This is a genomic window from Robiginitalea sp. (assembly GCF_982776155.1).
Genome location: NZ_CEXZKX010000006.1, coordinates 23,280 through 36,974 on the forward strand (window position 1 = coordinate 23,280; position 13,695 = coordinate 36,974).

The 13,695-nt window shown below is 58.0% G+C and carries 14 protein-coding genes; 1 reads left to right on the forward strand and 13 read right to left on the reverse strand.

The window, feature by feature from the left end; translation table 11 throughout:
* Positions 1 to 22 precede the first annotated feature (22 nt).
* The 8 genes from AC3DKS_RS11175 to AC3DKS_RS11210 form a co-directional block, all read right to left on the reverse strand.
* A complete protein-coding gene (locus AC3DKS_RS11175; protein ID WP_272607914.1) occupies positions 23 to 460 on the reverse strand; it encodes a hypothetical protein in 438 nt (145 codons plus the stop codon).
* Between the two features lie 185 nt (positions 461 to 645).
* Positions 646 to 1,194 carry a DUF1697 domain-containing protein gene (locus AC3DKS_RS11180; protein WP_272607915.1) on the reverse strand — a complete coding sequence of 183 codons (549 nt, stop codon included), beginning with the start codon at positions 1,192 to 1,194 and terminating at the stop codon, positions 646 to 648.
* On the reverse strand, positions 1,191 to 2,372 hold the full coding sequence (locus tag AC3DKS_RS11185) for an MFS transporter (protein WP_041327063.1): 1,182 nt from the start codon (positions 2,370 to 2,372) through the stop codon (positions 1,191 to 1,193). The genes AC3DKS_RS11180 and AC3DKS_RS11185 overlap by 4 nt, the downstream gene beginning before the upstream one ends.
* A gap of 15 nt (positions 2,373 to 2,387) precedes the next feature.
* A complete protein-coding gene (locus AC3DKS_RS11190; protein WP_272607916.1) occupies positions 2,388 to 3,815 on the reverse strand; it encodes a M20 family peptidase in 1,428 nt (475 codons plus the stop codon).
* 137 nt (positions 3,816 to 3,952) lie between these two features.
* Positions 3,953 to 4,936, reverse strand: a complete 984-nt coding sequence (locus tag AC3DKS_RS11195; protein WP_272607917.1) for a sugar phosphate isomerase/epimerase family protein — start codon at positions 4,934 to 4,936, stop codon at positions 3,953 to 3,955.
* 168 nt (positions 4,937 to 5,104) lie between these two features.
* Entirely contained in the window at positions 5,105 to 6,955 is a 1,851-nt protein-coding gene (locus AC3DKS_RS11200; RefSeq protein ID WP_272607918.1) for a Xaa-Pro dipeptidyl-peptidase, read from the reverse strand.
* Between the two features lie 58 nt (positions 6,956 to 7,013).
* On the reverse strand, positions 7,014 to 7,454 hold the full coding sequence (locus AC3DKS_RS11205; protein WP_272607919.1) for an SRPBCC family protein: 441 nt from the start codon (positions 7,452 to 7,454) through the stop codon (positions 7,014 to 7,016).
* A gap of 40 nt (positions 7,455 to 7,494) precedes the next feature.
* Positions 7,495 to 8,400 carry a hypothetical protein gene (locus AC3DKS_RS11210; protein ID WP_272607920.1) on the reverse strand — a complete coding sequence of 302 codons (906 nt, stop codon included), beginning with the start codon at positions 8,398 to 8,400 and terminating at the stop codon, positions 7,495 to 7,497.
* Between the two features lie 253 nt (positions 8,401 to 8,653).
* Here AC3DKS_RS11210 and AC3DKS_RS11215 point away from each other — a divergent pair, with 253 nt between their 5' ends.
* Positions 8,654 to 9,763 carry a hypothetical protein gene (locus tag AC3DKS_RS11215; RefSeq protein WP_272607921.1) on the forward strand — a complete coding sequence of 370 codons (1,110 nt, stop codon included), beginning with the start codon at positions 8,654 to 8,656 and terminating at the stop codon, positions 9,761 to 9,763.
* 176 nt (positions 9,764 to 9,939) lie between these two features.
* Here the strand turns inward: AC3DKS_RS11215 and AC3DKS_RS11220 are convergent, their stop codons facing one another.
* The 5 genes from AC3DKS_RS11220 to AC3DKS_RS11240 all read right to left on the reverse strand — a co-directional run bounded on the left by AC3DKS_RS11220 (position 9,940) and on the right by AC3DKS_RS11240 (position 13,588).
* Positions 9,940 to 10,797, reverse strand: a complete 858-nt coding sequence (locus AC3DKS_RS11220; RefSeq protein ID WP_272607922.1) for an aminotransferase class IV — start codon at positions 10,795 to 10,797, stop codon at positions 9,940 to 9,942.
* Between the two features lie 99 nt (positions 10,798 to 10,896).
* A complete protein-coding gene (locus AC3DKS_RS11225) occupies positions 10,897 to 11,232 on the reverse strand; it encodes a potassium transporter KefB (protein ID WP_272607923.1) in 336 nt (111 codons plus the stop codon).
* A gap of 131 nt (positions 11,233 to 11,363) precedes the next feature.
* Positions 11,364 to 12,629 (reverse strand): MFS transporter, encoded by a 1,266-nt coding sequence (locus tag AC3DKS_RS11230; RefSeq protein ID WP_272607924.1) that lies wholly within the window; start codon positions 12,627 to 12,629, stop codon positions 11,364 to 11,366.
* Between the two features lie 130 nt (positions 12,630 to 12,759).
* Positions 12,760 to 13,368: a hypothetical protein gene (locus AC3DKS_RS11235; RefSeq protein WP_015754114.1), complete on the reverse strand. Its 609-nt coding sequence runs from the start codon at positions 13,366 to 13,368 to the stop codon at positions 12,760 to 12,762.
* Complete coding sequence (locus AC3DKS_RS11240) at positions 13,349 to 13,588, reverse strand: DUF7218 family protein (protein WP_015754115.1); 240 nt, start codon at positions 13,586 to 13,588, stop codon at positions 13,349 to 13,351. Before AC3DKS_RS11240 ends, AC3DKS_RS11235 begins: the two co-directional genes overlap by 20 nt.
* Positions 13,589 to 13,695 lie beyond the last annotated feature (107 nt).

The following is a 13,695-nucleotide window of genomic DNA, read 5'->3' on the forward strand; positions in this document are numbered from 1 at the left end:
CCGATGGCAGTCGGCGTGTCATTCAGAACCGGATCAACAGTTCCAGGGTGCGCCCCGGTTGTTCTCCGTTTACCCAAAGCGTGTCGATTGCAAGGCTGTCTGTAGGCACGGGGCGCAACTCCTGCGTAAAGGTTTCCACGCGCTGGTCGGCATCTTCTCCCAGGGCGATGTCTATCCGCCCCTCCACGGCTTGCCAGGTGCCCCTTACGATGGTATCCAGGCGGTATTCTCCATAGCGGCCGGGCCGTTCCAAACGGTGCAATTCGGCATTGCCCCCCGCTGCAAGTACATAGCGCTGCGAAACATTCCGGGAGGTCTGGCCCGCTTCCCGGATCAGGTACTGGCCGGCATAGGCCAGCGTCCAGGGATTGGGTTCGGCCTTTTTCTCTTCTTTGCAGCCGAAAGGAAGGGAGCATGCCGCTGCGAATAAAATGATCAGGAGCCTGGACGGTTTTTTCATGAATGACAGGAGTTGGGGCATGCTTGTTTTCTCAACGCGTAAAATACGCGTTTTTTACCAACCCCTCAAGCGGGAATGGGCCCGGGGCGCGACGAAATGGCTGTTCCGACGGCCGGGGGGGCTGATCCGACGTCCGGGGGGCTGATCCGACGTCCGGGGGGCTGATCCGGAGGCTGACTCCCATTTTAAGAAGGTTCCCCGCCGGGACCGGTCTCTTCGGGCAGCATCCCAAGTAATTTCTCGACCGTATTCCGGTTCCTCGCGGTTATTTGCGTTCCGGGAAAAACCCGGTCCATTTTGGATGCCAGTTTGGAACGCCCGATACCGTCCGGGGCGCGGAGGTAGGCAACGCGTCCCGTTAGCGCCCATTGTTCCGAATTTGCTCGCAACTCCTCGGCCAGGTCCCGATTGACGGATTCAGGTTCCCGGTCCAGGAAGAAGAAGTGCACGGTTTTTCCGGCATCGTCCCGAAACGGATTGGCGGCAGCTGCCTGCCGCAGCTCTTCCGGGCTTAGGGCGAGGACCCAGGGACTAAAGCCGAAGTTTTTTTCGATCTGCTCCCCGATACGTGTTTCAGGAGGACCCGGAAAATTAAATACCAAATTGCCGCTTTGTATATAGGTTCGGACGGCTGCAAAGCCGTCGGCTTCCAGAGCCTCCCGCAATTCCTTCATGGGCACAATATGCTTGCCGCCTACGTTGATACCTCTTAGTAATACGACCCAGGTTTTCACGGTTTGGTGGTTTTTTGGCGTTCCGACCACAGGCCGATCAGCCCCAACAAAGGCCCGGCGGCCAGGATGGCAAATATGCCAAAGCCCCCTTCCCGACCCTGTAGTGCGGTGAGCAACTGGATACTGATTATCGTGATGGAAAACCCGATACAATTGACAATGGTGAGCGCGGTTCCTTTCAGGGCCGGGTGGGCCCGCTGCGCCACCAGGGTGGAGAACAACGGGGAATCCGCGACGACCATAAACCCCCAGAAGAGGAGGAACCCCAGAAAAACGGGCCAGGAGGCCGCGGCGGCAAGGGGCAGCGCCAAACAGCACACCCCGGAGAGGAAGAGGGCTGTGGCGGCTGTGGCTCTGGTGCCCAGTTGCCGGGACACCTGGCCGGAAACCACGCAGCCCAGGCCGCCAATCCCGATAACGGCAAACGACAGGCTGGGGACGGAGGCGGCAATTCCCGGGTGCTTTTCCAGGTATGCAGCGAGGAGTAGCGGGACAAAGGCCCAGAAGGCGTAGAGTTCCCACATATGCCCGAAATAACCGAAGGCTGCCGCCCGAAAATTGCGGTCCGAAAAGATCCGGAAAAAGCCCGAGAAGTCCGGGCCGCTGCCGGGCCGCCGATACGGGCCGTCGGCTACGGTTGCCCAAAGCAGGACCCCGCCCAGTGCGGCCAGGGCCGAAGTGGCAACCAGGGCATACCGCCAGGGGAGGTCGGCGCCCAGGCCCCGGACCAGGTGGGGAAAGGCCGTGCCGAGGACCAGGGCCCCCACCAGGAACCCCAGGGAGCGCCCCAGCTTTTTATCGAAGTAGTCCGCGGCAATTTTCATGCCCACGGGGTAGATGCCCGCCAGGAAAAACCCCGTGGCGAAACGAAAAGCGAGCAGGCTGGCCATGCCTTGTTCCCCGGGCAACATCCCCAGGTTGCAGAGGGCCCCGGCCAGGGCGCTGAACAGGAAAACCCGGGAAGGGGAAAAGCGGTCGGCCACTGTCAGGATAGCAAAAGCCAGCGTACCGCTGATAAATCCGAACTGGACGGCAGAAGTCAGATGGCCGACATCGTTCGGGGACAGGCCGAATTCCCGGACCAGGTCCGGCATCACCGCGTTGCCTGCAAACCACAGGGAGGTACAGCAAAACTGCGCGAATACGATGACGGGCAGGATGTGACGGGCAGGTTTCACGCAGCGGTTTCCCGATTAGTCCAGCTCCCGGATGAGGTGGTAGGTGAAACCGATGATTTCCGCATAATTCTCTTTGGAAATTTTTTCGTCAATCCCGTGGAAACGGCTGGCGTTCTCCGGGCTGAGCCGCATGGGGTAGAACCTGTACACATCTTCGGAAATGTTGTAAAAATAACGGGCATCCGTTCCCCCGCCAACCAGGCTGGGAACCACTACTGCTTCGGGAAACAGGCCCCGGATGGTCCGCTGCAATACCCGGAAGCCTTCGGAATCGATTTTAGATACCGGGGAGGGGTTGGTCAGGAAGCCCGTCGGCTCCACCCGGATGGTGTCGTGGACGGTGCTTCGGATGTGTTCCTCGACGGTTTCAATGGTTTCCCCCGGCAGGATCCGGAAGTTGATGGTGGCGCGCGCTACCGTAGGGATCACGTTGTTTTTAACGCCCCCGGTGATGATGGTCGGGGCGGTGGTGGTATGCGCATTCATCGCCTCGAGGATGGGACCGTCCAGCAGCCACGGGTTGGCAAAGGCCACCCGCTCGGCAAAAGGCAGTTCCGGCCCCATAAACGCCAGGGTATGGTTGATGGGTTCCACCATTTTATAAGGCCGTTGGTTGTTCTCCAAATCCACAATGGCCTGTGCCAGGATGCCGATGGTATTTTCCCTGGGGGGTTGGGAACTGTGGCCGCCCCCGGTTTCCACTACCAGGTCGAAGGAGGCAAACCCCTTCTCGGCCAGGTTGATCACGGCTACGGGTGCCTCTACGCCGGGTACGAGGTCCTGGGCCAGATACCCCCCTTCGTCCACAGTCATCAGCGCTTCAACGCCCTGCTGTTCCAGGTATTCCGCAATTTTGGCGGCCCCGTTGCTGCCGCCCACTTCCTCGTCATGACCGAAGGCCAGGTAGATGGTCCTGCCCGGCTGGTAGCCCTCGCCCAGCAGGAGTTCCACGCTTTCCATCAGGGCCATGAGCGTGCCTTTGTCGTCCATCGTCCCGCGTCCGATCACGTACTCGTCCGTAATAGCGCCTTCGAAGGGTCCGGCCTCCCAGTCTTCCAGGGTAGGCTGGTCTACGGGGACCACGTCCTGGTGGGACATAAAGATGACGGGCTTCTTGGCCGGGTCGGAGCCTTCCCAACGATACAAAAGGCTGTATTCGCCGATCAGCGTGAGTTCCAGGTTTTCATGCACCCGTGGGAAAACGGAATCCAGGAATTTGTGGAAGCCCTTAAAAGCGGCCGAATCCGGTTCCGCTTCTTCGCTTACGGAGATCGTCGGGAAGGTAATGGCCCCGGCCAGGCGGTCGTAAATGCCGCTGGGCAATTCAGGTTGTGCCAGGGGTTCCGCATCGATCTGGCGGGATTCCAGTGTGAAGGCATTAAAGAGCAATACCGCTGCAAAAATCAGGATGATGGCAAGGAGTACGAGAAGGATTTTTTTCATGGTTGATTATCAGGTGTTCATATTTTGGGGTATTCATCTTGTCGGGTGTTCATGATGTCGCGAATATCGAATCCCCCCGTAAATCTAGGCAATATGGAAAAGAAAACCGCACGGATTACAAGTAGTACGCCTGCTTCCTATTCAAAATACCCCTGCACGTGCTCTTTGAAATAAGCGGCACTGGCGGCAACGCTCTCCAGCGGGCTGCTAGCAAAATTCCCGCCTTGCTCTATGTAGTAATATTCCAGGCCGGAGGCGTCCGGGTCCGGGAGGATGTTCGGGTAGTGGATGGACCCGTTGCCCAGTTCGGTATAGTCGCGGGTACGGGTATCCATATCCTTGATGTGCCACATCACAAACCGCCCCGGGTGTTCGCTCACCAGTTGTTGCGGGGTGGTCCGGCCCGCATGTACTACCCAATAGAGGTCCATCTGCAGCTTTACCAGTTCCGGGTCCGTTTCGCGGAGCAGCAATTCGTAGGGTGTCACTTCCCCGGCGGCTTCGAATTCAAAGCCGTGATTGTGGTAGGCAAACCCAAGCCCGGCTCCCTTAACCTGTTCCCCGATGCGGTTGAGCATCCCGGCCAACTTCCTGTAATTTTCCGGTGTGCGGTAGTCCGGGGCCAGCCAGGGCCAGGTGATATAGGGACTCCCCAGGGCGAGTGCTCCCTGGATACATCGATCCGTAAACCAGCGCATGCGGTCTTCGGGGGCGTCGAAGAAGGTCGAAAAACCGTAGTGGCCGCTGCTTACAGTGAGCCCGAGCGTGTCCAGGCTGCTTCTTAACCGGGCTGCCTCCAGGCCGTAATACGTCACCGGTTCCGGGTCAAAGCCGTATATCTCGAAGTCTTCATACCCCATCGCCTGGACGGCCTTCAGGGTGCCCAGCGGGTCCCGGTTCATGTCGTCATTGACCGTAAAGAGTTGCAGCCCCAGTTTAAATTTCCGGGATCCGGAAGGTGGATTGCCGGAAAACACCGGGCCGGTTTCGGGGGAGGTTTCACGCCAGGGGCGATGGCCCCCGGGTGTTATATTACTGCGTCCCAGGGCGCCCAGCGGCAGCAGGCTGGCCGCACCGGCCAGGCCCGAACGGGAAATAAACTTTCGACGGTCCATTGACATACTTGCTTTTCGATTTGTGGTTTTCTGAAACGGCTCCGGCTCAGGCTCCGGCTCCTTCCAGGGCTCCGGCTACGGTTCCGGCGCGGGCTTCGGCTCCTTCCAGGGCTCCGGCCCTGGCGCGGGCTCCCTCCCGGGCTTCACAACGGCAGCTAAGCCGTTGTTGTCGGTTTAATGCCCGGTTCCTGCTGCTTTCCGGTAGGCCGGGGCGCCCCCTACAACCGGTAGCTCCAGGTGGGTGGCTTCCAGGTCGATGGTCAGCTCCGTGCCCGGTTCGGGCCAAAGCGTAAAATCCCGGTCGGTCGAAAAAATCATCAACCCGATTTGCTGTCCTTTTGGAATGACCTGGTCGTCGGGGTTCAGGTCGAAGGCGACGTCGTAGAAGCGTCCGGGTTCCAGGGGTTCGCTTTCCGTAAGGGATCGGTAATTCTGCGGGTCTGCCCATCCCCGGGTAATGATATTGTCCGTGATGCGGGTACCCTGCCCGGTATTCCAGGGCAGGGAAACAAGCCAAACGGACAGGTTGGCCGCTTCCTCACTGCTCGCCAGCCGGATGGTTACCCGGGGAACCCCCGAGATATGCAGGTCTTCGGCAAGTACCGGGGTGGTGTAGAGGAGTCGGTGCCCGGAGGTTTCTGCCCGTGCCAGGGTCTCTCCGGGAAACGAAAAGTTGTCTACCAGGGTCTCCCGGGTACCGCTATCGGCTTTACTGGCCAGTAACCTTCCATGGCCTGGCGCCCCGGGGGAGGGGTACAGCACAACCGGTGCGGCTTCCGGGTTCGGGTAATCCGCGTAGGGGGTCGGCTGGCCACTATCCATTTTTTCCCGGACGATCCAGGCCCTGGGGTCGTTTTCCACACCGTTCTCCACTCCGTGCAGGTAGCGGGTAAACCAGCGGTTCATCATTTTCAGGGGAGGCGGCCCCCCGTGTCCTTTCTGGTGGTAGAAGATCTGTGCCGGGATGCCTTTGGCCCGGGCGGCTTTGTAAATCCGGTAACTGTGTTCCGGCATCACGTTCCAATCGTTAAAGCCGTGCGACATCAACAGGGCCGCCTTCATCGGCTCCATGTCGTTCAGGTAATCGCGACCTGCCCAGAAATCGTTGTAATCCCCGGTAATCCGATCCATCCCCATCTGCATCTCGGTATCCCGGACCGTCTGGTCGTTGTGGGGCCTGCGCGCGGTATCCCCGCTGTTGATAAAGTCGTAGAGCACGTCGATGTCTTCGCCCAGGTACCCGCCCGGCGAGCGCACCAGGCCGTTGGAGCGGTAATAGTGGTAATAAGAGGTATTCGGGGCGATCGGGATGATGGCTTCGAGCCCGTCCACCCCGGTGGTGGCCGCTGCCAGCGGGATGGTCCCGTTATAGGACGTACCGGTCATCCCAACCTTCCCGGTAGTCCAGTACGCCTCGACGGGTTCCCCGCCAACAGGCTCCGTATATCCTTTGGCCCGGCCATTCAACCAGTCAATCACGGCTTTGGGCGCCAGGGATTCGTTGTCGCCGCCCACAGTTGGGGCCCCCTGGGACAGCCCGGTTCCCGGGGAGGAGGAATGCACCACGATATAGCCCCGCGGCACCCAGGTATCGATATGGGAATCCGAGATAACCGGCCGTTTGCCCTTGCGGGTCACTGCCGGGTGCACCCGCTCCCTGGGCGCCGGTTGCCCGAGTTCGTGTTTTACATCCCAGAACAACCCATCCACGAAAGGCGCCGTCCCCGCAAAATACGGGCTCGAGATATAGATGACCGGCAGTTTCAACCCTTCCGTTTCGGTCTGGCCCGGACGGGTGACCGAGACATGCATGCGGTCCGGTTGCTGGTCCCCATCCGTGTCAAACGGGGTTTCCACCCACAGGTCGTGTCGGATCCAGTCTTCCGGGTCCAGAAACCCCGGCACCACCTGGGCTTCCCCGTTTTCGAAGACCGGATGGATCTTGTCCATGGGCTGGGCCAGGGCCCCGGCGTGGAACCCGATAAGTGCCGTAAATAGGAATTGGGTGAAAAATCGTAAGCGCATAACATCCCTGATTTTGAGTTGAAACAGCTTACAAGATAGGGAATCCCTTCAATAGCCGCTATTCGGGATTCTCCAGAAATCCCTTGAGGCGCTGCCGGATAAAATACTCCCACCCGCCGATGCAGCTTTCCTGTTTGAATTCGGGTATATCCCCGGGGAAATCCTCGGTAATCGTGTTGATAAGGTGTACCCGGGTTTTGGCTTCCACACCGGCCAGTTCAAAGGTTACATACCCGCACCCCGCATAATTCTCATACCGCCATTCGCAGGTAATCCGGCAGGGCGGATCTGCCTCGGTAATCCGCCATTTGTGGGGGAATACCCGGTCTTCAACCGCCACGTCAAACCCGGTTTCAAACCCCACCTCGGCCTTGAAATCCGGGATGTCCTCAAAATACCATGCGCGCATTTGGTCCGGGTCGGTAATGGCCTGCCAGACTGCTTCCTGAGAGGCGTTAATAATTGTCGAAATTATAATGGGCGGATCGGTTCGTTTCATCGCAGCGTGATTTTAGTTATCGGCTTTTCTGTTATCGGTTTTATTCGGGCATTTGCCAAACGGATAGGATCCGGCCGGCATCGGTTATCCGCACCAGGTCGGGCCTGGGGGTCTCCCCGGTAAATACCAGGCGGGAAGCAAACAGGAGTTTTCCGAAGTTGGAATAGGCCACCCAATGGGGGGTAAGCGGATCTTCCAATTGGCGAATTACCTCCTGCCTCCCGTCAGGATGGATGACCTTGTATTGGCGCATTCCCCAATAGGCCAGCAACAGTTCGCCGTCCCGGTAATCCGCGTCAAAAACCTGGTTGCGGCCCAACGGGGGCTCGGGGGCATCCGGGTCCAGGAAGGAATCCCAGTATTGGAGGACTTTGCCCTTTTGGTCCGTTAACCAGCACGCGCCTTCGCCCAGGAGCAACAGCCGTTCATCCTCCAGGTGGCGGATCTTGCGGACAGGCTCCCCGAAATTCAGGTAAGGCTCGGGCTCCCCGCCTTTTTCCAAAACGGCTACCCCAGGGTACCGGCCCATTACCATCTGCATATCCGAAAGCATGAAAAAGCCCGCCTCCCCCACGCGCCAGGAGTCCGGGAACCAGGGCCATATTTCCTCGGCGGTTTCACCGGGGCCCAGTTTCAGCACGCGGGATTCAAACCGGTCTTCGGCAGCCAGGTAGCGCCTTTCAACCGCGTATATTTCTTCGCCCCGGGCAGAGAGCATAAAATCGCTCGCCGGGTATTCGGATTGCAACAGGACAATGGGATCCGTACCCGGTTTCCAGGACATGATGCAAGCCTTGTGGTCCGGATCTTCCACCGGGCTGATATACGACCAGAGCACCTGTTCGCCAACAACAAGCAGGTTGCCTGTGGGATGCGCCCATGCCTCGGGCCCGGCGAGTAGGAGCAGCAGGATCGGATACAGTTTCCAGTAGTGGCGGGTGGCCATAAGGACTTTGTTTTACGGGGGAATGGAAACCCAAACTACTAAATTTAGGCGTAAACCCCACCATTTGGGCGTAAACCCCATCATCATATTAATTCGTGTAACAAAAATTGACCCGCGGCGTCTATTGTTGATATTTCAAATTCAGATACCGGAATAAACCACTTCATTTCCGCCAGGGTCGCCAGGCGACCAACGGACCTTCGCCCCTCCCAACTTTCGTTTACCTACGCCTTTATCCATTAATCAGAAAACTATGAAACCATTTGCTCATTACATGGGGTATATACTCCTGCCTGCCATCCTGATTGGTTGTTCAAAAGACGACGACCAGGCTCCGGGTAACCCCGGGGGTTCGAACCCGGTAGCGATTAACCTCGTGGAGGATTTCTCGCACCTGGAAAATGCCGAGGCAGTTGAAATTACCCTGAACCTGGAAATTCCAGCCTTCAGAACCGGTCAGGTAACCATCCGGATCGCAGCGGACGACGGTTTGCAGTTCCATACAGTCCCCGCGGCTATCAACGGGTTTTTGACCCTGCAAATTGCAGAAGAAGCCGAAACAGTCGCCTTTACATTGGTCCCTCAGGACGATGACCTGATCGGCGGGATGAAACACGTCGATTTTACGATTTCCTCCGCCAGCGAAGGATTTGCCATAGGCGAACGGGGGTCCGTCAGCGTGGAAATCATCGATGACGAGTTGCAGGGGAAACCCAGGTCCTACCAGTCGTCCGGAGGCGGTTGGAAATCTTCTAAAACCTATCTTTACCGCCCGGACGGGCAAATCGACCGGGTGGAATGGGAGACGGAAACCCCAGGCCTGCGCCGCGGTACGGATACCTACTATTATGAAGACGGGAAAATATCCCAGATTAACTACCACGATGGCCGGGACGAGTATTTTCACTGGGATAACGGCCGGCTGACCACCTCGGAAGTCATTGACCAGGGAGTTCGCAAGTCGTACGATGTGTACGCCTATGACGACGCCGGGAATATCGGGGGTAAGCAGCAATTCCACCTGCAGGGTTCCGGGGAGTACACGCTCTCCTATGTCTTTGTCAACCTGTTTTTCACCGACGGGAACCTGTACAGGCAACTGACGTATATTCCGGTGGATACCCCGGAAGAGTACGAGCTGATTTCGACCCGTACTTATGAAAACTACCTCGATAAACCGAATATGTTTCCCGTGGTTGAGGTGGTGCCGACCGTTCAGGCACAACACAACCTGCCCGGTTCTTACCGGGTGGAGGAAAACGGGGCGGATCTGCAGTATGTTTTTTCTTATGAATACGATACCGAAGGAAGGGCTGTCCGCCGGACAACCCAGGGGGAAGAGACTACCTATAGCTACTATTAAACCGGTAATTCGGAAAAGGAAAAGGCTGCAATGCAGCCTTTTTTATTTCGGGGATTTTTGTTGCACGGCCCGCGGCTGGGGGTTGGGTCCGGGCGGCGGGGGGTTGGATCCTGGCGGCTGGAGATTGGGTCCGGCCTGTTGCGGGCACTTGGGATGCATACCGCGGAGTTTCTGCGTCATTCACCTTTTTTCGCTTCGCGGAATGCCTCCTGGATCCGGCGGGTGACCGGGCCGGGTGCCTCTTGGTAACACGCCTCGCTATCCACCCGCGCGATGGCCATCACCTGCGTGCTCGTCCCGGTTAGGAAGGCCTCGTCCATTTGGCGCACCTGACCGGCCGGCACCCCTTCCAACCGCACCTCCAGGCCCATTTCACGGCATAGTTCCAGGACAACCCGGCGGGTAATTCCGTCCAGGATGTTCGTGTCGGCAGGATGGGTATAAACCACCTCGCCCCGTACGAAAAACACATTGCAGTGGGAAGCCTCCGTAACCCGTCCATCCCGGATAAAAATGGTTTCGTAACAGGAATTGGAGGCGGCCTCCTGGTTGGAGAGGATATTTCCCAGTAGGGAAGTAGACTTGATATCGCAGCGATGCCAGCGGAAATCCTCCCGGGTAATTACCGAAGCCCGGGATGTTTCAACCTCCGGGAGGGTTTTGGGCCAGGCGTACATCATGGCGGTGGGCTGGGCGTCCGGGGGGAAGGCGTGTTGCCGCGGGGCCGTACCCCGGGTCACCTGCAGGTAGAGCAGGCAGTCCTGGCCCGCAAGGCCGGAGGCTTCCAGGAGGGCAGGTATTTCAGCCTCCAGGCGGGATGCGTCAAAGGGGATGGCAATTTTTTCCAGACAGGATTGCATGCGCGCCATATGATCGGCCTGCCGGAAAAACCGGCCGCCAATCCGGGCCATCACCTCGTAGATCCCATCCCCGAAGATAAACCCCCGGTCAAAAACGGAAATCCGGGCCTCCTCGGCATCGAGGATTTCCCCGTTCAGGTAAACTTTTTTCGGATAGTCGATTGGATGGGGCATGCCGCGTTGGATTTTCGGCCAAAGGTACACAGTTCAACGTAAAATATTTTCAGGCTGTACCGGCGGGATCGCGAAATAGGCAGCCCTAAGGTCGGCAGATCAGTCCCATAGCGTCCCGTCAAGGCCCAGGACAGTCCCTAGCCAAAGGGCCACCAGGAAACCGAACAGGCTCAGCATGAAAACTAACAATCGCATCACATCGGATTGGGGTCGTGCCAGGTCTTTTAAGTAGAAAGCCAGCATTCCCAGGGCAGCCGCCAGGGGGGTAATGACCAGAGGTCGAATTCGCCAGTTGGCCCCCCACTCCGGATTCGGGTCATCGACTGAAAAGACGAACAGGGAGATGATGGCAAGGCCGATGGATGCCCCCAGGAGCATTCTTTTGACGGTGGTCTTCGAGGCGAGCAGGCCAGGGAGTTCGCTCATAGCAGACATACGGAATGAATTTGCGGGTGATTTACCAGTACCCCGATTTTTCCCTTAAAGATAATCAAAACACGAATTCAAAATGCCGCTGCTTCGGGGGTGGGTGTTTGCAGGCCTGAAACAGTATACGGGTTGGTGTATTAGTCATTTTTCCCCTGGCTGTACCGCCGGTGATAGGCCCAGGCGGCGGCGGCCCCCATGACCGAAAAAGCCCCGAGCATCCAGAAGACGTGCCGGTGGCCCGGGGGGCCGGGAGATGCGTCCAGGAGGTATCCCATGGCGGGGCCGGCAAAAATATCCGGGGTATATCCGACAAGGGACACCATACCCACAGCGGTTCCCGTAAGCAATAACGGGATGCGGCCCCGTTCCATCACCGCAAAGTAAATGGCGCGTGTTGCGTATACGCCCGCTGCCACAATGAATGTGGAAACAAAGAACAAAACAGTGGCGGAATGGGTAACCAGCCCGGCGGCAAAGAGGAGGGAGCCCCCGGCAGCGATGACAAAACTCAAAAAGAGCATCAGCGTGGTCTGGGTCCGGTCGGCCACAATGCCGATCAATACCCCGATCACCGGACGGATAAACAACAGGAAGGTCCCCACCTGTGCGGATTCCAGCTGGTCGTAGTGCATCACGTCCTGGGCAAAGAGGGAGAAGACATCGGTAATCTTATAGCCCACATAGCCGCACAGGATGATCAGCATGAGCAGCCAGACAGACCGCAGGCGGAGCACCTGGCCGATTTGCGACCAGGTAATCCGTTCCACCCGGATGGACTTTTCGTCCCCATCGCTGGTTTTCATAAAGCGCCAGACCAACCCCCCGACGAGTGCGACCAGGGCCGATGAAAACAAAATGACGTATTTGAAAGCTTCCTGACGCTCCTCAAAGGTGGCGTCCAGGGCTTCCGAGACCAGGAAGAGGGAAAATACCAGCACGCCCAGGGTGCCGAAAAGCGCGCCCACCAGCCCGCGGCCGCCGTCCAGGAATCCAAAGGCCTTTCCCTGGGACCCCGTGCCGCCCCAAACCCGGGTAGCTTTAATCATCGGTGCCCAAAACAGGAATATGGTGGTGAATCCCCAATACCCGTAGAGGATCCGCAGTACGGTAAATCCGGGAAAGGTGGCGTAGACCAGGCCGCCCAGGGCGGTAGTCCACAGGGCGATGGCGATCAGCCGCCGCGGCGCGTAGCGGTCGGCCAGCGGCCCCCCCAGCAGGTAGGCGATGAGTGCCACCAACCCGTACACCGAAAAGCAAAGTCCCAATTCCGTATTGGTCAGGTCAAATGCCTCCAGGACGGTAGGCCGGAAAACCCGCGACAGGACAAAAGGCAGGATAAACACCGATTCCCCGGCGAGGATGAGCAATAACAGGTAGTACCAGGGGGCTTTTGCGGTCTCCATGTATTGGGTTGGATTGATTAGAGATGGATGGACTCCCGGGAAAATTAGCGATTTATATAGTAGGAAACCAGACGCCAGGATTATGGCGGCTGGCTGGGGATGGTCAAAAAACCCGGAAACGCATCGCGTTTTATTGGGTTCCCGGGGGCTCCAGCTGCTTCATTAGGAATTCCGCGTACCCCATGGAGGTATCCCGGTCTAACGGCTCTTCGCCGAGGATGGAGCGAGCCAGGGATTCGGGCAATTCCGGGAATTCCGGGCCGAAAAACTCAAATGCGATGGTATGCCATTGCTGTTCGCAAAAGGCCACGCGGCCGTATTCCACCTGACAGCCCGATTGGATGGATTCCCCGGGGGGCGAGGTTGTCAGGGTATCCCCAACCGGGTGCAGGATGGCGACCCGGCGACTCTTGGATACCGGCAACCAATTGTCGGGGTTTTTGTGAAGCAGCGAGTGGGTAGCCCCTGCATCGGCCAGGGCGAAACTCCACTTTGTATAATTTTCAAACCGGCCCCAGTGGTACGGGGAGAGGCAGCCGTCGGACCAGGTGCCCAAACGTTGTTTGATCTCGATATTCCCTTCGCGGTATTTGGTGCCGACGTCGGCCTTGTGGAGGTCCAGGTAGTAATCCACCCGTTCCTCCGGGGATTCAAAGGGGAGGCTTTGAAACCATCGGAGGATTTGCGTGTGTTCGCGTTCCAGGAACCAGCGTATTTCCCTAGTGGTTCCGGAGGGCATCGATCAATTCCTTCTTGTTCATTTTGGATCGGCCTGCAATCCCGATTTCCCGGGCCTGCTCATAGAGCTCCTCCCGTGTCCGGGCCTCGTATTTGTCGGCAGCGCCTCCTTTTTCCCCGGCATCGGGTGTATTGGCGATCCGCGCGGCTTTTTCCTTGCTGTAGCCCTTCTCCCGAAGCGCTTCGTACTGATCTTCGTTCTTGATGCTTGAATTCGGCATGGGAATGATTTTTTAAGATAGAGCAAATGCATTCGCTACACCCGAAATATACTGGTAATCGTCCGCTAAAACGTTTGGTTTCCCACCAGGAATTGCCTCGATTCCCC